The organism is Nautilia lithotrophica (genome assembly GCF_054656815.1).
This window is the reverse complement of record NZ_BAAHXN010000001.1, coordinates 311906-332235: the sequence shown is the minus strand read 5'-3', so window position 1 is coordinate 332235 and position 20330 is coordinate 311906. Positions and strand designations below refer to the sequence as shown.

The following is a 20330-nucleotide window of genomic DNA, read 5'->3' as shown; positions in this document are numbered from 1 at the left end:
TAAAGTATTAGTGACAGACACTGATTAGATAACTTTAAGTGGTGCGACGGGAGGGACTCGAACCCTCACGGGCTAACGCCCACAAGGCCCTCAACCTTGCGTGTCTACCAATTCCACCACCGTCGCATGGTATGAAATTATAACAAAATGATTCTCGCTATTCAATACAATTGAGAGTGATTTATTGTTTTAAACAGGTATAAATAACTTTTATATGTAAAAAAAAATAAAAATGATTTTTGTAAAATATAGTGACAGACACTAATGTGAAGCAATAAATAAAAAGCCCAAAAAAGGCTTTTTATTAACCTAAGAATGGGTTAGCGTAAAGTGCGATAAGTGCAAGAACCAATGCGTAAATAACTTGCGCTTCGATCATCGCTAATGCGATGAACATTGTCCCCATAAGTTTACCACCCATTCCAGGGTTTCTTGCTGTTCCAGCGATAGTTGCTGCAGAAGCGTGTCCCATACCGATTGCACCACCAAGTGCTGCAAGACCAAGACCTACAACAGCTGCGATTACGCTGTATGCTTTAATCATTGTGTCACCATCTGCTGCGAAAGCAAATGCCGCAAAAATTGCCATAAGAGCTACGATTTTTTTCATGTTTCGTCCTTTTGTGATATTTTATTACGCTACGTCCGTTCGGCTTGCGTATCCCTACTTAACACGTAACGCACTGAAATTATAACCAAAAAAAAGAAAAATATTAATAGTTATTTAATGTTTTTATAAAATTTTTTATTCTTTTTGCCGCAGTTTCCAGTTCATTTATATTTTTTGTGTAAGCTATTCTTATAAATTTATTAAATTCACCGAAATCTATACCGGGTGTTACCGCAACTTTTGCTTCTTCAAGCAGTCTGTTACAAAAATCAATAGAATTATTTGAATATTTGCTAATATCACACCATAAATAAAAAGCACCTTCAGGTTTTGCTATAGGGAAAATGTCTTTTAATTGATTGTAAAGAAAATCTCTTCTTTTTTGAAATTCTGTTTTTATCTGTTGTAAATATTCGTAATCAAACGCTGCAAGTGCAGCGTATTGAGAAAGGGTAGGGGCTGAAATCAGAATATTCTGTGCGATTATCTCCGCATCTCTAACAAGATTATCCGGAACAATCATCCAGCCGATCCTGAGTCCCGGCATACAAAAATATTTGCTAAATCCGTTAATTACAATAGTGTTTTTGCTATATTTAAGTGCAGTTGTATAATTATTTGAATATACAAGCCCGTGGTATAATTCGTCGCTGATAAGAAGCTTATCGTTTCTTTCGCAGTAACTGCATATGGATTTAAGATCTTCGTTATTATATATGGTTCCTGTAGGGTTGTTTGGTGATGAGATCATGAAAGTGTCAAAATTATAGTTGTTAAGATTGTTTATGTTAATTTTATAATCCGGAAAAGAAGTCGGGATTTTTATAAATTTTTTGTTTTCAAGTTCTGCAAAATTTTCATAGCATGGATATCCGGGAGTAGGTGTCGCGATTATTTGACTAAAATAAAAAGCTATTAAAAAAGCTGTTGAAGTTCCTGTCGTAATTAATATATTATCAGGGTTTACTTTAACATCATACATATAATTATAATGATTTGCTATTTTTTCTCTTAATATTTTAAGACCTTTTGCTTCCGTATAAAAAAAGCTGTTGTTTTTTACGGAATCTTCAAGTGCTTTTTTTACTTTTGGGGACGGCAGTAGGTCAGGTTCACCTATTTCAAGATGTATTACATCCTCAAGTTCTCTGGCTTTTTTCAAAACATCCATTACGATAAAAGGTTTCATTTGTAGCCTTTTTTGTATAATTTTATCAAAAAGGAGATATATGGAATACCTTATTTTGGCCGGGATGGGTTTTTTTGCGGCATTAACACCCGGGCCGGATATATTTTATGTCATTAGACAGGGGCTTTGCAAAGGAAAAATTTCTGCCTATTTGGCAGTTGCAGGAATATTGACAGGAAACATCGTATATTTGACGCTTGTAGGTATAGGGCTTGGGAGTATAGGGCATAATCCTTATTTTCAGTTGATAGTCGGAATTGCCGGTGGAATTTATCTTTTAAGGATAGCTAAAGCCGTATTTAATGAAAAAGTCCATATAGAAAAAAGCTGTGACAATCTAAAAAAACTCGATATCTATAAAGAAGCTTTAATATTGAATCTTTCGAATCCAAAAGCAATGATTTTTTTTGCAGTTGTTATTACTCCTTTTATGAGTAAGAATGTTATGTTAAGTCTAGTCAGTCTGTATGGGGGAATTTCTCTGGCTTTTTTAACTGCGGCTTATTTTAGCTCGAAACTTGATATTGAGGAAAAAATAATGAATATGGTAAATAAAATTTCATCTGTGCTTTTTTTGTTTTTTGCTTTTAGTCTTTTTTATACTGCTTATAAAGCTTTTATTTTGATTTAATTTAAAGGAACATGAGGTTCGGCGTATTTACGCTTAGCCTCTACCTGTATTATTTCATATTCCCATGGTTTAAGTGTGTTTTTTATAAGAACTGCTGTAAGTTTATTGCCGTAAACGCAACCTGTGTCTATTCCTATTGAATTTCTTTTTATATTTGGATTTTTAAAAGGTGAATGCCCATAAACTATAAAGCCTTCATGTCCGTTGTAAACATCAGCCCAAAATTTTGCGTTCGGATTATTATGATTAAGAGGTAAAAATTTTCCATCCTCATCAACGTCGCGCATAAACAAAAGAAGTGTCATTAAGTTAAGTTTGGGATTGTTAAGATACAGCCTGTTGCTTATGCCTGCATGTATAATTGTTAAATGATTTAGTTTTAAAAAAAAGGGCATTGATTCAATATATTCAAAATCTTCTTTTTTAAGCTTAGGGTATATTTTTTGCTGATCTTCATCTAATATAACTTTTCTTCCCCACCATTTTCTTAAATGTTTATATTCGTGATTACCCATAATTGTGAAAATTTTATTTTTTTGTGCGTAACGGAGGGCTTCTACAGGATATGGTCCTTTATCTAAAATATCACCTACGCATATTTCAAACGAGTTTTTGGGAATGAGAGATCTAAGCTCTTCCCATTCCTCAAGGCATCCGTGAATATCTCCATAGATGACGTAAGTCATTTTTAGTGTAGTTTTTCAATATAATTACATGCGTCTTTGTTTCCAAGTTTACAAGCTTTTTTAAGAAGGGTTAAAGCTTTTTTAACATCCTGTTTAACTAAAATTCCTTTATAATAGTAATATCCTAAAATAGTGCAGCTGTCAGAATCGTTTAAGTTACAGCCTTTTTCATAATATTTGAGCGCTTTTTTGTTGTCTTTTTCAACACCGAAACCTTTGTTGTAAAAATATGCAACCATACCGCATGCGTATGCCTCATTTTTATTACATCTTTTTTCAAAACCTTTAAGCGCTTCTGTGTATTTACCTTCAAGTGCCAGTTGTAAATCCGGATCGTTTGTCTGGCCGTGTTTTGAAGCATAAGCTGTAATTATTAAAAGAGCGATTATTAAAAATTTTTTCATTTCTTATCCTTTTTTTGGGTTATTATATCAAAAGTATCTCCCCGCCGGGGAGCTTGTTTTATCCTCAAGCTACACAGCCGAAGCCGTCATCGTCATCGTCAAATTCGTGTGTGTGAGTAGCTTCACCTGAAATTATGCTTTCTTTATATGCAATCGTATCGTTATTTAAAATTATTGAATAATAAATTTTACTTGTATTTCTTATTGTATTTATTGTTGAACAATATGTTTCAAGGGAACTTAAAATCCATCTTCTTGCTGTCATTGTATCTGCGTTTGAATTAAACTTGTAAATAAAATGGAACTCTGTAAAAATTCTAGGATAAGTATCTTTTCTTTTATATTCAATATCAAGTTCGAAATTTGATAGTTCATATCCTTTGTTTTTTGCCATTTCCACTACATCATAAGCTGAGCAGTTGCCAAGACCCGTAATAAAAAAATCTATAGGAGTATATTTTTTTGGATCTATTATTATGATGTCTTTTCCGTTTGACGCTTCATAAAGATGGTCATTTAGATGTCTTATTTTAATCATTATTCTCCTTTAAAAATTTTTCAAAGTATTCTATTTGTTCTTGGACTCTTTGAGGTGAGGTGGCTCCTAAGCTTTTTCTTGAATTCATTGAGTTTTCAAGACTTAAGTCCACATCATCCCCGATTCTCTCATCAATACTTTTAAGCTCTTCAATACTTAAATCGCTTAAATCCACACCTTTTTCTTCTGCTAACGCTACTGCTCTTCCTGTAATATGGTGGGCTTCCCTGAAAGGTATTCCTTTATTTACAAGATAATCCGCAAGGTCTGTTGCAGTTAAATGCCCTTTTTTGCAAGCCTGATACATTTTGTCTTTATTTATGGTCATGGTTTTTAGGGTTTCATTTAATATAGTTATGGATATAAGAGCTGTTTTTACGCTGTCAAATACACCTTCTTTGTCTTCTTGAGTATCTTTGTTATATGCTAAAGGAAGTCCTTTCATAACAGTTAAAAGTGCTACGAGGTTTCCGTAAACCCTTCCTGTTTTACCTCTTATGAGTTCAGGAACGTCCGGATTTTTCTTTTGCGGCATAATTGAACTTCCCGTTGAATATTCGTCACTTAAAGTAATAAATCCGAACTCGCTTGTTGACCAGATAATAAGCTCTTCGCTGATTCTGCTTGCATGCATCATAAGCATTGATATATTAAACAGAAGTTCAAGCGCAAAATCTCTGTCGCTTACCGTATCAAGGCAGTTAATGGTAGGTTCGTCAAATCCCAATGCTTTTGTGGTTTTATTTCTATCAATAGGATGGGGAGTTCCGGCAAGTGCCGCACATCCCAGTGGATTTTTATTGTTTCTTTTGTAGCTCTCAATAAATCTTTCATAATCTCTTTTAAACATATTTGCGTATGCCAGCATATGATATGCAAAACTTATAGGCTGCGCATGCTGAAGATGCGTCATTCCAGGAAGCAGGGTATTTTTATGCTCTTTTGCAATGTTTACAAACGTTTCGATTAGTTCTTTTATTTTCTGTGCTATTTCAAGGTTTCTTTTTAAGCTCCATCTTCTAAAATCCACCGCGACCTGATCGTTTCTGCTTCTTGCGGTGTGCAGTTTTTTTCCGGTATCACCGATTAATTCAATAAGTCTTTTTTCGATTGCCATATGCAAATCTTCATCGCTTATATCCCAAACAAATTCACCATTTTCAATTTCATTTTTTATTTGTAGCAGGCCTTTTTTTATTTTATCCGCTTCTTGTTGGGTTATTATTCCCTGATCAGCCAGCATTTGGGAATGGGCGATTGAGCCTTCGATATCTTCGATGTAAAGTTCTTTGTCGAACATAATAGAAGCATTAAATTCATCAAGCAGTTTTGCGGCACCTTTAGAGAATCTGCCTCCCCATAATTTCATATGAATTCCTTTTTTTGGTAGAATTATACTATATTATTTGAATTGAGAATTGAGAATGCAAAGTTCCTGGAAAATCGAAAAATTTTTTGGGATACAGAGGGAGAATTATGATGATTAATACAAATATAAATGCGCTTCAGGCCCACCAAACACTGATGGATATTAACGCAAATAACATTGCAAATATTAATACGCAAGATTTTAAAGCAACAGATGCTAAAATCGTTGACAAACTTGAAATAAGCGCAAATATTACTGATTCAGGGACGAATTTAACAAAAGAACTAACCGATCAGGTAGTGATAGAATACGGATTTAAAGCACAAATTCCTGCAATTAAAACTCAGGATGAAATAACTAAAACTTTGCTCGATATAAAAGCATAAAGAAGGAAAAGTCTGAATAATTATTAAAGTGAGGTTATAATGAATAAAGAGCTTATAAAACTTCTTTTTTCTACGGCTTCGATTGAGAGATGGAACGATTTACCCCGCCCGGTAAAATTCATTGAACTTGACAAACAAGCTCACAGAATGATAATAGCGTATGTTTTAGCGCATTTTGAAGATGATATAGATTTTTATAAACTGATTCATTTGGGAATTGCGGGAATATTATACAGAGCTGTTTTAACAGATTTAAAATCACCAGTGTATCACTATTTGAGAAAGAAAAAAGGTAAAGAATTAGATGAATTTGTATTAAATAACCTTAGAGGTTTAATTGATGAAGAGTTAGAATATTATGTTAAGATTTTTAATTCTGACAACTCTAAAGAAAAAAGAGTGCTTTCGGCTGCCAGTTATCTTGCAAGCAAGTGGGAATTTGATATGATCTATAATTTTGCCCCTGACATTTACGGGATGAAAGAGATTAAAGAAAATATTGAAAACGAGCTTGAAGATTATTATGACTTAGAAGGGGTAAAAGTATTATCGCTTAAGAAAAAAAGCTATGACTTTATTTCGCTTTGCGGTAATCTCCGTTTTCAGAAAAGATGGGCAAACACGCCAAGGGTTCCTGAAACTTCGGTTCTTGGCCATATGCTGTTCGTAGCCATAGTGGCTTTTTTATTGACAAAAGAATACGGCGGTAATAATCACAAAATTTATTACAATTTTTTCACGGGACTTTTTCATGATCTTCCTGAAGCTCTAACGAGAGATATAATAGCACCGGTAAAACATAATGTTCAGGGACTTGATGAGATACTTAAAAGTTACGAAAATTTTTTAATTGAAGAAAGAATATTGCCTCTTGTGCCTAAAAATATAAGAGATGAACTTAAAATATTGATAACGGACGAATTTGCAAATAAATTGATTATTGATAATCAGGTTAAATTAGTGGATGTAGCAGAAGATTTACTCGGAATGAAAGGAATTGACGGAAGTTTGATAAAAGCGGCAGATCATTTTGCGGCATTTACGGAAGCTTATATGAGTATAAGTCATGGTATTAAATCGTTAGAATTATTAAGCGCGGTTGAAATGCTTACTGAAAGATATAAAAACAAAAAAATCTATAATATCGATTTATCCAAATATTTTCAAAAAGGCTTTTTTGAATGAAAAAAATTATAGCAATTTTATTACTTGTATTTTTAGGTTATTCATCAAATATTGAATATTATTTGTATTCTATTAATTTTGATTATAAAGAGTTTGATTCAAACGGCGTATATTTGGACGGGGATAGTTCTAGTTTAGGTTCATTAAACGGAATAGGAATAAAATATAGTTCAAAAGAAAATATAAGTTATTACATAAAAGGTGAATATGCATATGGTTCAACTGATTATGACGGGAGCACGTGGGGTGGGACTCCTATTAATGTCACAAAGAAAAATGTATATTTATTAAATATTGAAAGCGGTTTTCATATTTTCAACAATCCTTACTATTTGTCGTTTGGTTATAGGTTTTGGAATAGAGGTAAAAGTGATTATCCGGGTGATTATGATGAACAATATTATTGGCCATATTTAGGTTTTGGATATTTTTATTTATTTAAAATCAATAAATTATATTTAACTACAGATATACAATATCAATATGCAATAAATCCAAAATTAGATGTTTATTTAGGCAGTGGAACAACCCTTGATTTAGGTGTTACAGATGGCTTAAAGTTTCAATTATCAGGATATATGAATTATGATAAAAATTTTATGATAAATGTGTTTTACAGATATCAGTATTGGCATATCAGCAGAAGTTCTCCATCTTCAATTATTCTTAATGGAACAAAAACTTACATTATTGAACCGGAAAGTTATACCAGAAATCAATATATAGGTGTAGGTGTTTTGTTTAGATTTTAATGTAATATACAAGAGAGTAACTTGTCTATTTTATATGGTTTATGAAAATGATATCCTTGGTATTTGATATTTTCGTCTTGAGGAAGTTTTTTTAATTGTTCTTTTGTTTCGATACCTTCAAGGACAATTTTCATATCCAATATATTAGCCATATTTATTATTGATTTTAATAATTTTTGGTCTTTTTCACTAAAGGGTAAATTGTCGATAAATTTTTTATCTATTTTAATAATATCAAATGGTAATTCTCTTAGATAAGCCAAAGATGAATAGCCTGTTCCAAAATCATCTAATGATAAAACAAAGCCCATTTCCTTTAGTTTTAATAAAATATTGCTGGCCATAGTCAAATTTGAAGATAAAGCCGTTTCAGTTACTTCAAAATATATTTTTGAGGTATCAAAATGTGTTTTTTGTTTTAATTTTTCTAAATATTCTATTAAATCATAGTCGCCTAAAAGTTTAGCGGATAAATTGATAGTAAAAAATATATCCAGCTTTTTTGTTAATTTAACTATTTCTGAAATCTGCCAAAAAGTCACTTCTTTGATTAGATGTATATCGTCTTCAAGGATTGGAATAAAAATAGTTGGTGAAATTAATTTGTTATTTTGTATTAATCTTAATAGCGCTTCGGCCCCTTTGATCTTATAATTTGTGCTTAATACAATTGGTTGAAAACAATTTATGAATTTATTGTTTTTTAAAGCGTTTTTAATATAGTTTCTTAATTTTGTAATTTTAATGAGTTCGCTTTTCATTGATTCGTCAAAGAAAAGATATGTTCCTTTTCCTGCTTTTTTTGCCTCATACATCGCAATGTCGGCTTTTGTAATGATGTCCTGAAAAGAATCATGTTTTTTTATAGTATAAATACCTATACTTGCTCCCAAATATAAATTTATATCATCGATTTTTAAAGGTTTTTTAAATGAGTTTATTATTTTTGTAGCAATTTCAGATATTTTTTCTTTGCTGTCAATGTTTTTTAATATTATCGTAAATTCATCACCACCAATTCTTGATACCAAATCTTCTTTTCTGACTTTACTTTTTAATTTACTTGCTACTATTTGTAAAACTTTATCACCAATATTATGCCCATAAGTATCATTAATAAATTTAAATCCGTCTAAATCTATAAAAAGCAGGGCAAAAGGACTATCCATTAAGTCATATTCTTTTTTTAGAAGTTTAAGTTCATTAAAAAAGAGATATCTATTTGCAAGTCCGGTTAATTGATCGTATTTTGCAATCTTATCCAGTTTTTGAGCATATGATATTTTTTCATTATATTCTTCTTCTAAATGTTTTGTTCTTTCTTTTACTTTTTCTTCTAAAAGTTCTTTTTCTTTTTGTAATTCTTGAAGAGTATTTAAAACTTTTTTATATTGTGAAATGGAATATTTAGCGTGTAACTGAGCGGCTTTTTGTAGAACTTTTATTTCGTTAACTAATAAGGTTTCATTTTTTTTCATTAAGTTCCTTTATAAGTTCGACAATTTCAGAAATATATGTGTCTAAATTATTTGGATCAAATTTTTCATTACATACAAAAATCGTATATTCTTTTTCAATACTTTTTAATAAATACAATAATGCCGTAGAATGATTATATTCCGTTAATTCAATGTTTTTAATATCTTTATTCGTTAATATTTTTTTATTTGTTATTCCATAATCAATAATTAATATTTTATCATTATCTTCAAAATAGGGTATTAAACTCATACCGCCAACACCACCTTCGATTATTTGTGTATTGTCAATTTTTATGTTTTTGAGCTTTTCGTAAATTAAAATTCCAAAATTATCAGGATATGCAAATCTGTTACCAATACATATCACTTTTAACAATTTAAACCTTTATCGTTAGTTTGTTTTTTTGTTCGCCAATATAATGAACAGTGCAGACAAGACATGGATCGAAACTTCTAATAACATGCCCCATTTCAACTGGATTATCCAGATCTTTAATATGAATGCCAATAAGTGCTTTTTCCCATGGTCCGAGATTATTGTTGCTATCTTTTGGAGATCCATTCCATGTAGTTGGAGATATTATCTGATAATTTGAAATTTTGCCATGTGTAATTTTTACCCAGTGTCCCAAAGCACCTCTTGCGGCATGGGTTAGTCCAACACCTTGAGTGTTTTGAATTTTTTTATTTTTTATATATAAAGATTCATTTAAATTTAAAAGTATTTTTTCTATTTCTTCAATCATAAATTCAATAAATCTTATAGGTCTTATAAGTCTTGCGAACTCTCTTACAAATACGCTGTCACCAAATTTGTTGTATAAATCGGTTATTAATTTATTATTTATTGCAAGTTCTTCGCCTAACGGGCCTGTTTGATAAACTTTATCATTATATCTAGGGGCTTTTGTAAATGAATAAGCTTGTTGTTTATTAATATTTGGAATGGTTTGTTCTTTTAAAGGTGTTTCTTTTTTCCCTTCATACCAAGAGTATGTTACATCTTCAGTTATTTTATTTATATCAAGTTCTTCTGTTTTGTTTTTGTTTATAATTGATGGTGGGATTAGCTTTTTTCCATTTTCGAGATCCATATATCCATAATTTATAAATCCATAATCCGATTTACCGAGTGTAAATAAATTAGCTTCTTTTAATATATTAAAAAAAATTGAAATTTGCGAGTTTGGATTATTGTTAGAAAAATGTTCTAATTTTTCAAAACTATCAATTTCTTTTTTGAAAGAATCGATATCATAATTTAAAATTTCTTCTTCAATCCAATTTTTTATTTTTATAAGTAAAAATTTGATCCTTAAAACTTCTAAATCATCTGAAATTACACTAAGACCTCCAGGGACCATATGAGATGTATGGGGCCATTGACCTCCAATATAAGCAATTATTTTAACTATATCTTTAGTAATATTTAACACTTTTTTTGTAAACTTACCTTTAAATGGTGCATAAAGATTAACAGCCATATCATAAAAGGTGTAATTTTTATAATAATCATTTGCAAAATCAGCCATGAACATTAAAAAAATCTGTCTTAAATCACTTTGCAAATTTTCAGATATTAAAGAAATATTTCTAAATCTAACTGCTTGTTCAGGTGGTGTGATATTGTATGCATCTTCGATAGCTTTTACAGCCGCAGTTAAATGAGAAACCGAACAAATACCGCAAACCCTTGGTGTAATCACAAGAGCATCTAAAGGGTCGCGTCCTCTTAAAATATTTTCAAATCCCCTGTAAAGTGTTCCGATACTTTTTGCATCGGTAATAATATTATTTTTAATGGTAACTTCTATATCCAAATCGCCTTCTACTCTGTTTACAGGTATTCTTAATTTTATACTTTTTGAGGACATCTTAAACCCTTTGTTTTCTATCTTTTAGTCTCTTTGGTGCGGCAGCAGCCGCCATATCTTTGTAAGCTAGATAATGAGCCCTATCAACGCCTTTTGGCAGTTCTATAGGTGTTCCTACAATATTTGGTGTTTTAAAAAACGGATAATCCTGTGGGAAATCGGGTCTTGCACAACCAAAACATGGAACTCCTGCCCTTGTTTTTGAATTTACTTCATTCCAGAGATATTTATTACAAGCTGCATTTGTCGTAGGGCCTTTACATCCCAAATGAAAAAACATACAGCCTCTTTCACCGAATTTGTGCTCTTCAACCTTATATTCATGATATTCGTTTCTTGTGCATCCTTGATGAACGGTATAAGTATATATTTCTTCAGGTGCTTGATTTTCCGTTAGATTTATTGGCATATTATTAGCGATTTCTTCTAATAATACGGCTAAAGATTTTGGATGTATGGGACATCCTGGTAAATTAATTACTGGTAAACCGGATTTAGTTTTAAAATTTTTACCCAAAAAACCACCTTTTTCATTGTGTTTAAACTGAAGTCCGATACCTTGCATTTCACTTTTAGATCCAAATCCACCAAATGAAGCACAAGTCCCAACTGCAATTACATATTTTGCTTTATGGGCAAGTTTGTATATTAAATTTTTTTTCGGTTTTCCCATAAACGTATCAAACATACCTGTATTATTCGGTCCAAGGACAACATTTCCTTCTATACAAAGGATATCTAAATTAATCTTATCGTTTATAATGTCATCTATTACTTTAAGGTGCTGCTTATATGATATGTTTGATAAAGATGGATGCCACAATACATTGATATTTAAAATTTCAAAAAGTTCATATAAATTGCATTCGCAGTTTAAAAGTGACATAGTATCGCCACTACATCCTCCGCTTTGAAGCCAGTATAAATTCATAGTTAGCCTTTATTAAACATAAATTATACATATATTAAATATTAGCGGAATTATAATAAAAAACAAATATTATAAGAATTATTTATAAAAAAGAAGAGGGAATTAAAAAATAGAAAGAAGGACACCTGCAGCAATTGCGCTTCCGATAACACCTGCAACGTTCGGTCCCATTGCGTGCATTAAAAGAACATTTGTAGGGTCTTCTTTTGTGGCTTCTCTGTTCGCTACTCTTGCAGCCATAGGAACGGCGCTGACACCAGCGGCACCTATTAGAGGATTGATAGGCTCTTTTGAGAATTTATTCATTATTTTACCCATTAAAACCCCTGCGGCTGTTCCTATTCCGAATGCGACAAGTCCCAATATTAAAATACCGAGTGTTTCTGGAACCAAAAACTTCTCAGCCGCTAGTTTAGAACCGACTGCAAGTCCTAAGAAAATAGTTGTGATATTAATAAGTTCGTTTTGCAGTGTTTTGCTGAGTCTCTCAACCACACCGCTTTCTCTTATAAAGTTTCCGAATGTCAAAGCACCGATAAGCGGACTTGATTCCGGAATAATTAAAATAGTTAGAATCAATACTACAAGAGGAAAGAGCATTTTTTCAAGTTTGGAGACTTTTCTTGCAGCTTTCATTTTAATTTTTCTTTCTTCTTCAGTAGTTAAGACTCTCATAATAGGCGGTTGGATTAAAGGCACGAGCGCCATGTAACTGTATGCCGCTACAGCAATGGCTCCAAGCAGATCGGGAGCCAGTTTTGATGCTATAAAAATGGAAGTAGGGCCGTCCGCCCCTCCGATAATTGAAATAGCCGCACTATCTTGAAGGGAAAAGTCAAATATGCCAAGCTGAGTCAATGCCACGGCACCGACTAATGTTCCAAAAATTCCAAATTGCGCGGCGGCTCCTAAAAGCGCCGTTTTAGGATTGGCAAGAAGCGGTCCGAAATCCGTCATCGCACCCACACCCATAAAAATGAGTATCGGAAACAGCTCGTTTGCAATTCCGGCTTTATACAGCTCTCCTATAAATCCTCCATCACCTATAATGTTTGCAAGAGGTATGTTTGCAAGAAGCCCTCCGAATGCTATGGGTATGAGTAAAAGCGGTTCAAACCCTTTTTTGATTGCGAGGTAGAAGAGTAAAAAAGAAATAAGAATCATAATAATTCTTCCAAAACTCTGGTGAAATTTGCTAACCTTTTCGCCAAGAGCGTTTTTTACATTCTCCTGCGGGTTTAAAAACGCATAAATTCCCGTTTGTTTGTAAAATCCCGATAAAAGCTCGCTTATACTTTTTTCATGATGAACCTGTGCGGTTTTAGTAGTGTTTGATTCTGCGGTATTTGCAGATAAAATAGTAGGAATTAAAAATAAAAAAAGCGCTAAAATAATTGCTTTTATTCTCATTTAGTCCTCCTCAATTGTGACTAAAACATCACCTTCGTTAATTGAATCGTTAACTTTTACAGGAATATGCGCAATAATTCCGTTTACGGGTGAAGGGATGTCAATTTCCATTTTCATTGATTCTATAATCATAAGTTTATCTCCTACCTTTACCTTATCTCCCGGATTTACAAGTATTTTCCATACATTTCCCGGAACAGGCGATTCTACTTCTACAACATCGTCAGATGTAGGCTCAATAGTTGTAGGTTTTTTTTCGAGAGGTTTTTCTTTAATTTCAACTTTTCCTTCTTTCACTTCTACATTGAATACTTCTCCATCCACAATAACAGTATAAACTCCGTTAGATTTACTCATTTTTTCTCCTTTTTTTCTAATCATAAGAGGACTCTCGCCTTTTAAAAACGCTATACCTTTTTCCTGACACGAAGCCGCTATAAATATATTTTCTTCAGTAGTTTCGATGTCTTCTTTTTCAAGCAAACTTTGCCAGTATTTAATTGTTTTTCTTTCATCTCTGTCTGCAATATCAAGAGGGTTTTCGTTTGTAGGTTCTAAATTGAGCTGTTCGCATGCAAGTTTTATAATATCTTCATCAGGCTTAACGGGTGTTTTTCCAAAATACCCGAGAACCATTTTTCCGTATCCCGGTGCTATTTTTTTCCAAGGTCCGAACATTACATTGTTAAATGCCTGCTGCCAGTAAAATTGGCTCACCGGTGTTACACTTGTTCCGAATCCTCCCTTTTCAACAACTTCTCTCATAGCTTTAATAACGTCGTTAAATTTATGAAGAATATTATTATCCCTCATCATTTGCGTATTTGCGGTAAGAGCACCGCCCGGCATTGGTGAGAGGGGAATTATAGGATTTACCTGTGTGGCTTCAGGCGGAAGGAAATAATCTTTAAGACATTCTTTAAGTGTTTCTTCATATTCAACTATTTTATCGATTTCCAAATCACCGAGGTTGTAAGGTTTGCCTTTTACGGCATGAAGCAGGGTTATTATATCGGGCTGGCTCGTTCCTCCGCTAACAGGCGCCGCAGCTAAATCTATTCCGTCAACTCCCGCTTCAAGTGCGGCAAGATAACTTGCAACGCTGATTCCCGCAGTTTCATGTGTGTGCAGTCTTATATGAATGTCTCTACCCAAAAGCTTTCTCGCCATTTTTATGGTTTCATATATTTTATTGGGATTTGCTGTTCCCGTAGCGTCTTTGAAAGCGACTGAATCAAATTCTACATTTTCAATAATATCTCTTAATATCTTTTCATAAAATTCTACGGTATGAGCACCCGTGCACCCCGGCGGCAGGTCCATTATAGTTACAACCACTTCATGTTTCATTCCGGCTTTTTTGATCGCCTTACCGCTGTATATCAGGTTGTTTACGTCATTTAAGGCATCAAAATTTCTAACCGTAGTAGTATTGTGTTTTGCAAAAAGCTTTGCGAAAAGATCTATCATTTCCCGGCTTCCGGTATCAAGCATTACCGTATTTATACCTCTTGCAAGGATTTGAAGATTTGTCCCCTTAGCGCGTTTTGCAAATTCGTCCATCATATCAAACGCATTTTCCTGAAGATAGAAAAAAAGACTCTGAAACCTCGCACCGCCTCCAAATTCAAAATGCTTAATTCCGGCATCGACTGCAGCATCTACTGCAGGCAGGAAGTCTTTCATCAAAACCCTTCCGCCAAAAACAGACTGAAACCCATCCCTGAAAGTCGTATCCATTATATCAATGTATTTAATTGCCATTTTGAGTCCTTTTATGATGTATTGCCGCCGCAATTGCCGCCACTTTTTTTAATTTGTCTTTTTTTGATTTTGGTTTTTGTTTTGGGGGTTTATCCTCGGGAAAATATTTTTCAATTATTTTTCTTTGAAATTCAAGAATGAGGGTTAATAGATAAAGAAATGCGAAAACTACCGTCATTCCGAGAACCATATATTTGAGAGCTTCGAGTATCATGGCGTCTCCTTAAAATTTTGCAAATACTAACAAATAAGTGTAGCAACAATATAGCATAATAAAACATAAAGCGGATTAGTTGTGAAGTAAATAAGAAGATAAGTAATTTAGTGATAAATTACATTTATAATTTAAAAATTTTTACACTTTTCTACAATTTTGTAGTTTAATATACATCAAGGCGGTCATTATAGCATCATTTAATGCATCGTGTTTACCAATAATAGGGAGGTCTAAATCTTTCATAATGGAATCGAATCTCAAATCGATATGTTTTTGTGGGATAAGACCTATTTTTTTGTCGTAATATATGGCTGAAACTTCTATTTGTTTGTTTGGAAGTTTAATTCCGAGATATTTTTTTGTAAGTTTGTTAAGCATTGCTACGTCAAATTCAAGGTAATATCCGACAAGAGGTCTGTTTTTAACAAAATTTAAAAATTTTTTTATTGCCGTTTCCGGCTCAAATGCGTTTTTTAGCATATCGGGCGTTATTTTATGAATTTTAATGCTTTCAATACTAAGTTCTTTTGAAGGTTTAACGAAAATGTGGAATTTTTTACTTAAAAGGATTCTGTTGTTTTTAACAATTACGGCACCTATTGAAATTATTTCGTCTTTTTTCCGATCAAGTCCCGTAGTTTCAGTATCAACCACGACAACTTCATCGCCTTTGTATTCATCAAACAGAAATTCAAATTTTTTATCTTTAAGTTTTTTCTTTTCTAATTCTTTAAAAAATTTCCCAAACATCAAAGCACACTTAAATGAAAGTGGTGTTTTGTGAGTTTTTTAAATTCCGCAATAACTTTTACGCTGTCTTTTAACATATCTTTTTCAATTTTGCTTAAATTTTTAATATTAAGTATATTGGTAGCCGGCTTTGCGTTGTTTATTTGTTCAAGTTTGCTTTTAAGGGTCAGTGTAAGTATTACATCAAAGCTTTCAATAAGTTCGGTTGCAAATTGTCTGTCAATTATACCTATGTTGTTTAGCTCTTTAATTCTCTCAACAGTTGAGGTTTTTTCTATTTTTTTCTCAAGCGCAAACGCTCTTGCGGCATGGACAATTATAAATCTTATTTTTTTCATATCGACTTTTTCTTTAAGCCCCAATATACCAATCGGCAGTTCGAACTGGTCAACAAATGATGCGAATGAGCCAAGAAGTGTAGCATTATCGCTTATATGTTCAAAAAGGTATTTTTTAAGTTCATTCAGATATTTTTCATCCCCCCATACGACATTTGCGTCAAGTAAAATGGCGAGATTCATCATATTTTCCTGAGTAGGGGTATTGGTCCATTCGAAAATATCTTTTTTAAATTCTTTAAGCGGTTTTGACCAGAAAGGGTTGTTTACCATAACTTTACCGGGACACTCCGGAAAGCCGAGTGTCTTTAAATATTCGGAAAATTTTTCAAATTTTTTCATATCATAGTTAAATGTATCGTTTATGACAGCCCCGTTGTCCTGATCTGTTCTTATAATCTGCTCGCCTCTACCTTCACTGCCCATAACGATTAATGAAATGTTTTCTTTATACGTTTCATCAAAAACAAATTCACTGACTTTAGCAAAAATCTTTCTGTTTAATTCACTTATTATTCTTGCAATGTATCTGGCTTTAAGTCCTTTATTGAAAAGAAGATTGGTAAGATCCACAAGTCCGTTTGTAATCTCTTTGAGATCGTTAATGTCTTTTGCTTTTTCTATTTTTACGCTTATGAGATATGAATGATTTGAAAAGTAACTTAGCAAATCAATCTGTTCTATCGCTCCTGTAATTTTATCGTCGGTTGTGACTATAAGCCTTTTTATATTGTGTTTTGTCATAAGAAGCAGGGCGTTAAATAAAAAGTCTTCGTCCTCTATGGTTACTATATTATTGGTTGCTATATTTTTTATTGGATTTGAAGAAGGAATATCTTCTGTAATTACTTTTCTCAAATTTGAATCCGTAACTATCGCAGAATTATCTACTATAATGGCAGAAGAGTTTTCGTTTTCTTTTTTGATAACCGCTTGTTTTATTGTGTCATTGCCTTTTACAAATGTAACAGGATGTATAATTAAATCTTTAACCCTGGCTGATAGGAAACTGCTAAATTGGTTTTCAAGAGATTTTTTTCTTAAAGTCTGCAGTTTGCTGGCGATATCCTGAAGAAAATAGTTTTTAAATTTAAGGTTTTTATTTAAAACTTCAAGAAAAACATCTCTTTTTATTTCATAACATAAACACTCTTCCAATACTTCAAATTCAATTGATTTGTTTTCAATAATTTCTTTTGCAAAAACGATATCTTCCGATGTGAATATTTCATCTAAACCTTTTATTTTTCCTTTTATAATAATCAGTAAACTTTCGGGTTTAATTTTACTGCCGGGTGTGTAATAAGCTATATCAGTGTTATTTACAACGGAGGAGAGTTCCTCCTCCGTAAGTAAATCGAAAGGAGGGATAGATGATAGATATTGTTTGGTTTCTTTCATAAATATCCTTAATGTTTAACGGCACCTTCTGCACCAATTCCTGTTTCTGATCTGATAAGTTGGGCTTCAAACGCTTCTTTTTCTTTTTTGGCATCTTCACTTTTATCAGTAACTGAAAAGAACCATATTGCAACAAACGCAACCGTAACACTCACAAGCGCCGGATATTTTGACGGGAATATAGGTTTATCGAATCCAAAGATTGACACCCATACGGTCGGTCCTAAAATAACTAATAAAACAGCTGTAGCAAGACCGATACTTCCACCTATTACTGCACCTCTTGTTGTTAAATTTTTCCAATACATTGATAAAAATAATACCGGGAAGTTTGCACTTGCTGCAATTGCAAATGCAAGTCCAACCATGAATGCGATGTTTTGTTTTTCAAATGCTATACCTAAAATTATAGCAAGAACGCCTATTACAAGTGTAGCTATTTTAGAAATTTTCATTTCTTGTTTTTCGTCGATTTGACCTTTTTTAAATACATTTGCATATAAGTCGTGGCTAATTGCACTGGCACCGGCTAATGTAAGTCCAGATACAACCGCTAAAATAGTAGCAAATGCAACAGCTGAAATAAATCCTAAGAACAGGTTACCACCAAGAGCATGTGCCAAGTGAATTGCAGCCATATTATTTCCACCTATAATTTTACCGGCAGCATCCAGATATTCAGGATTTGTTGATACGAATACGATAGCACCAAATCCGATAATGAATGTAAGCATATAAAAATATCCTATAAATCCTGTAGCAAAAAATACTGATTTTCTTGCTTCCTTAGCGTCTGCAACGGTAAAGAATCTCATAAGAATGTGCGGAAGTCCAGCTAGACCGAACATAAGTGCAATTCCTAAGCTTATTGCCGAATATGGATCGCTGACTAAACCGCCAGGTGCCATGATTTTATCATGAAGAGGATGAACTTCTACAGCTTTTCTAAAGAATTCTTCAAAATTGAAACCGAAATGCACCATAACAGCAAGTGCCATAAATGTTGCACCGAGTAGTAAAAGTGTGGCTTTAATGATCTGAACCCACGTAGTTGCAAGCATACCACCGAACGTTACATAAAGAATCATTAAAACACCTACGATTATTACCGCATATGAATACGGAAGTCCAAATAGAATCTGAATAAGTTTACCACTACCAACCATCTGAGCAATAAGATATAATAAAACTGTAGCAATACCACCAAATGCGGCAAGTGTTCTGATAGGACCTTGTTTTAGTCTGAAAGATACAACGTCGGCAAATGTGTATTTACCAAGGTTTCTGAGTCTCTCAGCAATTAAAAACAGAACAAACGGCCAACCAACTAAAAAACCAATTGAATAAATCAGTCCGTCGTAACCTTTTAAATATACCAAACCTGAAATTCCCAAAAAAGACGCCGCAGACATGTAATCACCTGCTAATGCAAGTCCGTTTTGGAATCCTGTAATACCACCGCCTGCTGTGTAGAAGTCTTTAGCCGTTCTTGTTCTTTTTGCCGCCCAGTAAGTAATACCGAGTGTTGCAATAACGAATACCAAAAACATTACTACAGCAGATACGTTAAGAGGCTGTCTTTGCACTTCTCCCGTTATTGCACCGGCTGCAAACAATGAACCGAAAGATAGTGCAAGTATTAATAGCTTTTTCATTGTGCTCCTTTTTCAAGTTCTTTTTCGAGTTCGATTTTTACTTTTTTTGTTAAATCGTCGAACTCTTTGTTTGCTTTGTTTACATAAATACCTGTAAGTATAAATGCTGCAACAATGATAAGTAAACCTATAGGAATACCGATAGTAATCACAGAACCTTGTGAAATAGGAGTTCCGAGAATTTGCGGATCAAAAGCGATAGTTAAAATAAACGAATAGTAAATTGCAAGCAATACAAACGTAAGCGTCCATGCAAATTTACTTCTCGTTTTAACTAAGCGCTGATAATCCGGATTGCTTTTGATAAGCTCTATCGCTTCTTTAGTCATTAAGTCTCCTTTTGAATTTTTTACAACTTTATAATAAAACCTTTTCGTAGCATAAATGTAGCAATTACTAATTGATACATAAAAAGTTAAATAAAAATTAATTAATGTGTAGAAAAGTAACAAATAATGGAAAATGAACAATGTAAAATGTAAAATGGAAAATATAATAAGGGCCCCGAAAAATTGAAAGTTTTTTGGGTATAGAGGGAAAATGGACAATGAACAATGTAAAATGATAAAATACTAAAACTAATTTATTTGTAGCCAAATTGGAAAAGAGGGGCGAAATAAGAAAGAGATGAGGAAGAGAGGGGAAAAATTAGATATGAATGTATTGGAATTGGTATAAAAAAGAAGAGAACGAAGTTTGTGAAAAATTAAAAATTAAATGAAAGTTAGAAAAATTTGCATAGTGCCAGACACTAAGTTT

At 32.9% G+C, this 20330-nt stretch carries 21 protein-coding genes and 1 tRNA gene; 4 read left to right on the top strand and 18 right to left on the bottom strand.

Annotation, left to right across the window (positions count from 1 at the left end):
* Nucleotides 1-39: 39 nt before the first annotated feature.
* The 3 genes from ACYQ19_RS01680 to ACYQ19_RS01670 form a co-directional block, all read right to left on the bottom strand.
* Nucleotides 40-126 (bottom strand) — tRNA-Leu (locus ACYQ19_RS01680).
* A gap of 178 nt (nt 127-304) precedes the next feature.
* Nucleotides 305-610: a F0F1 ATP synthase subunit C gene (locus ACYQ19_RS01675; protein WP_012663829.1), complete on the bottom strand. Its 306-nt coding sequence runs from the start codon at nt 608-610 to the stop codon at nt 305-307.
* Nucleotides 611-713: 103 nt separating this feature from the next.
* On the bottom strand, nt 714-1799 hold the full coding sequence (locus ACYQ19_RS01670; protein WP_459977695.1) for a pyridoxal phosphate-dependent aminotransferase: 1086 nt from the start codon (nt 1797-1799) through the stop codon (nt 714-716).
* Between the two features lie 40 nt (nt 1800-1839).
* Here ACYQ19_RS01670 and ACYQ19_RS01665 point away from each other — a divergent pair, with 40 nt between their 5' ends.
* Nucleotides 1840-2430, top strand: coding sequence for a LysE family translocator (locus ACYQ19_RS01665; RefSeq protein ID WP_459977694.1), 591 nt, complete (start codon nt 1840-1842; stop codon nt 2428-2430).
* Here the strand turns inward: ACYQ19_RS01665 and ACYQ19_RS01660 are convergent.
* The 4 genes from ACYQ19_RS01660 to argH all read right to left on the bottom strand — a co-directional run bounded on the left by ACYQ19_RS01660 (nt 2427) and on the right by argH (nt 5427).
* On the bottom strand, nt 2427-3116 hold the full coding sequence (locus tag ACYQ19_RS01660; protein ID WP_459977693.1) for a metallophosphoesterase: 690 nt from the start codon (nt 3114-3116) through the stop codon (nt 2427-2429). The genes ACYQ19_RS01665 and ACYQ19_RS01660 overlap by 4 nt on opposite strands.
* A gap of 2 nt (nt 3117-3118) precedes the next feature.
* A complete protein-coding gene (locus ACYQ19_RS01655) occupies nt 3119-3520 on the bottom strand; it encodes a tetratricopeptide repeat protein (RefSeq protein ID WP_459977692.1) in 402 nt (133 codons plus the stop codon).
* 64 nt (nt 3521-3584) lie between these two features.
* Nucleotides 3585-4058: an OsmC family protein gene (locus tag ACYQ19_RS01650; RefSeq protein WP_459977691.1), complete on the bottom strand. Its 474-nt coding sequence runs from the start codon at nt 4056-4058 to the stop codon at nt 3585-3587.
* Nucleotides 4051-5427, bottom strand: coding sequence for an argininosuccinate lyase (argH, locus tag ACYQ19_RS01645; RefSeq protein WP_459977690.1), 1377 nt, complete (start codon nt 5425-5427; stop codon nt 4051-4053). The genes ACYQ19_RS01650 and argH overlap by 8 nt, the downstream gene beginning before the upstream one ends.
* A gap of 107 nt (nt 5428-5534) precedes the next feature.
* Here argH and ACYQ19_RS01640 point away from each other — a divergent pair, with 107 nt between their 5' ends.
* Genes ACYQ19_RS01640 through ACYQ19_RS01630 form a run of 3 tightly spaced genes read left to right on the top strand, consistent with a single transcriptional unit; the run spans nt 5535 to nt 7750 of the window.
* A complete protein-coding gene (locus ACYQ19_RS01640) occupies nt 5535-5813 on the top strand; it encodes a flagellar basal body protein (protein WP_459977689.1) in 279 nt (92 codons plus the stop codon).
* A gap of 39 nt (nt 5814-5852) precedes the next feature.
* Nucleotides 5853-6998 carry an HD domain-containing protein gene (locus ACYQ19_RS01635; protein WP_459977688.1) on the top strand — a complete coding sequence of 382 codons (1146 nt, stop codon included), beginning with the start codon at nt 5853-5855 and terminating at the stop codon, nt 6996-6998.
* Nucleotides 6995-7750: a hypothetical protein gene (locus tag ACYQ19_RS01630; RefSeq protein ID WP_459977687.1), complete on the top strand. Its 756-nt coding sequence runs from the start codon at nt 6995-6997 to the stop codon at nt 7748-7750. The genes ACYQ19_RS01635 and ACYQ19_RS01630 overlap by 4 nt, the downstream gene beginning before the upstream one ends.
* On the opposite strand, the gene ACYQ19_RS01625 is transcribed toward ACYQ19_RS01630, so the two are convergent.
* The 11 genes from ACYQ19_RS01625 to ACYQ19_RS01575 all read right to left on the bottom strand — a co-directional run bounded on the left by ACYQ19_RS01625 (nt 7747) and on the right by ACYQ19_RS01575 (nt 19900).
* Nucleotides 7747-9228, bottom strand: coding sequence for a putative bifunctional diguanylate cyclase/phosphodiesterase (locus ACYQ19_RS01625; protein WP_459977686.1), 1482 nt, complete (start codon nt 9226-9228; stop codon nt 7747-7749). The genes ACYQ19_RS01630 and ACYQ19_RS01625 overlap by 4 nt on opposite strands.
* Entirely contained in the window at nt 9215-9598 is a 384-nt protein-coding gene (locus ACYQ19_RS01620; protein WP_459978234.1) for a hypothetical protein, read from the bottom strand. The genes ACYQ19_RS01625 and ACYQ19_RS01620 overlap by 14 nt, the downstream gene beginning before the upstream one ends.
* Before the next feature lie 10 nt (nt 9599-9608).
* Nucleotides 9609-11105, bottom strand: a complete 1497-nt coding sequence (locus ACYQ19_RS01615; RefSeq protein ID WP_459977685.1) for a nickel-dependent hydrogenase large subunit — start codon at nt 11103-11105, stop codon at nt 9609-9611.
* Between the two features lies 1 nt (nt 11106).
* A complete protein-coding gene (locus ACYQ19_RS01610; RefSeq protein ID WP_459977684.1) occupies nt 11107-12036 on the bottom strand; it encodes an NADH-quinone oxidoreductase subunit B family protein in 930 nt (309 codons plus the stop codon).
* Between the two features lie 102 nt (nt 12037-12138).
* On the bottom strand, nt 12139-13446 hold the full coding sequence (locus tag ACYQ19_RS01605; protein ID WP_459977683.1) for a sodium ion-translocating decarboxylase subunit beta: 1308 nt from the start codon (nt 13444-13446) through the stop codon (nt 12139-12141).
* Nucleotides 13447-15210: a biotin/lipoyl-containing protein gene (locus ACYQ19_RS01600; RefSeq protein WP_459977682.1), complete on the bottom strand. Its 1764-nt coding sequence runs from the start codon at nt 15208-15210 to the stop codon at nt 13447-13449. It lies immediately after the preceding gene.
* On the bottom strand, nt 15200-15424 hold the full coding sequence (locus ACYQ19_RS01595; protein WP_459977681.1) for an OadG family protein: 225 nt from the start codon (nt 15422-15424) through the stop codon (nt 15200-15202). The genes ACYQ19_RS01600 and ACYQ19_RS01595 overlap by 11 nt, the downstream gene beginning before the upstream one ends.
* A gap of 141 nt (nt 15425-15565) precedes the next feature.
* Nucleotides 15566-16177 carry a 3'-5' exonuclease gene (locus tag ACYQ19_RS01590; protein WP_459977680.1) on the bottom strand — a complete coding sequence of 204 codons (612 nt, stop codon included), beginning with the start codon at nt 16175-16177 and terminating at the stop codon, nt 15566-15568.
* Nucleotides 16177-17916, bottom strand: a complete 1740-nt coding sequence (locus ACYQ19_RS01585) for a DUF294 nucleotidyltransferase-like domain-containing protein (protein WP_459977679.1) — start codon at nt 17914-17916, stop codon at nt 16177-16179. The genes ACYQ19_RS01590 and ACYQ19_RS01585 overlap by 1 nt, the downstream gene beginning before the upstream one ends.
* An 8-nt stretch (nt 17917-17924) precedes the next feature.
* On the bottom strand, nt 17925-19571 hold the full coding sequence (locus tag ACYQ19_RS01580; RefSeq protein ID WP_459977678.1) for a cation acetate symporter: 1647 nt from the start codon (nt 19569-19571) through the stop codon (nt 17925-17927).
* Nucleotides 19568-19900: a DUF485 domain-containing protein gene (locus ACYQ19_RS01575; protein WP_015901763.1), complete on the bottom strand. Its 333-nt coding sequence runs from the start codon at nt 19898-19900 to the stop codon at nt 19568-19570. The genes ACYQ19_RS01580 and ACYQ19_RS01575 overlap by 4 nt, the downstream gene beginning before the upstream one ends.
* Between the last annotated feature and the right edge of the window lie 430 nt (nt 19901-20330).

Bases quoted from the DNA above. Each gene is read 5' to 3' on its own strand.
- ACYQ19_RS01675 (WP_012663829.1), bottom strand. From the start codon at position 610: ATGAAAAAAATCGTAGCTCTTATGGCAATTTTTGCGGCATTTGCTTTC.
- ACYQ19_RS01670 (WP_459977695.1), bottom strand. From the start codon at position 1,799: ATGAAACCTTTTATCGTAATGGATGTTTTGAAAAAAGCCAGAGAACTT.
- ACYQ19_RS01665 (WP_459977694.1), top strand. From the start codon at position 1,840: ATGGAATACCTTATTTTGGCCGGGATGGGTTTTTTTGCGGCATTAACA.
- ACYQ19_RS01660 (WP_459977693.1), bottom strand. From the start codon at position 3,116: ATGACTTACGTCATCTATGGAGATATTCACGGATGCCTTGAGGAATGG.
- ACYQ19_RS01655 (WP_459977692.1), bottom strand. From the start codon at position 3,520: ATGAAAAAATTTTTAATAATCGCTCTTTTAATAATTACAGCTTATGCT.
- ACYQ19_RS01650 (WP_459977691.1), bottom strand. From the start codon at position 4,058: ATGATTAAAATAAGACATCTAAATGACCATCTTTATGAAGCGTCAAAC.
- argH (WP_459977690.1), bottom strand. From the start codon at position 5,427: ATGAAATTATGGGGAGGCAGATTCTCTAAAGGTGCCGCAAAACTGCTT.
- ACYQ19_RS01640 (WP_459977689.1), top strand. From the start codon at position 5,535: ATGATGATTAATACAAATATAAATGCGCTTCAGGCCCACCAAACACTG.
- ACYQ19_RS01635 (WP_459977688.1), top strand. From the start codon at position 5,853: ATGAATAAAGAGCTTATAAAACTTCTTTTTTCTACGGCTTCGATTGAG.
- ACYQ19_RS01630 (WP_459977687.1), top strand. From the start codon at position 6,995: ATGAAAAAAATTATAGCAATTTTATTACTTGTATTTTTAGGTTATTCA.
- ACYQ19_RS01625 (WP_459977686.1), bottom strand. From the start codon at position 9,228: ATGAAAAAAAATGAAACCTTATTAGTTAACGAAATAAAAGTTCTACAA.
- ACYQ19_RS01615 (WP_459977685.1), bottom strand. From the start codon at position 11,105: ATGTCCTCAAAAAGTATAAAATTAAGAATACCTGTAAACAGAGTAGAA.
- ACYQ19_RS01610 (WP_459977684.1), bottom strand. From the start codon at position 12,036: ATGAATTTATACTGGCTTCAAAGCGGAGGATGTAGTGGCGATACTATG.
- ACYQ19_RS01605 (WP_459977683.1), bottom strand. From the start codon at position 13,446: ATGAGAATAAAAGCAATTATTTTAGCGCTTTTTTTATTTTTAATTCCT.
- ACYQ19_RS01600 (WP_459977682.1), bottom strand. From the start codon at position 15,210: ATGGCAATTAAATACATTGATATAATGGATACGACTTTCAGGGATGGG.
- ACYQ19_RS01595 (WP_459977681.1), bottom strand. From the start codon at position 15,424: ATGATACTCGAAGCTCTCAAATATATGGTTCTCGGAATGACGGTAGTT.
- ACYQ19_RS01590 (WP_459977680.1), bottom strand. From the start codon at position 16,177: ATGTTTGGGAAATTTTTTAAAGAATTAGAAAAGAAAAAACTTAAAGAT.
- ACYQ19_RS01585 (WP_459977679.1), bottom strand. From the start codon at position 17,916: ATGAAAGAAACCAAACAATATCTATCATCTATCCCTCCTTTCGATTTA.
- ACYQ19_RS01580 (WP_459977678.1), bottom strand. From the start codon at position 19,571: ATGAAAAAGCTATTAATACTTGCACTATCTTTCGGTTCATTGTTTGCA.
- ACYQ19_RS01575 (WP_015901763.1), bottom strand. From the start codon at position 19,900: ATGACTAAAGAAGCGATAGAGCTTATCAAAAGCAATCCGGATTATCAG.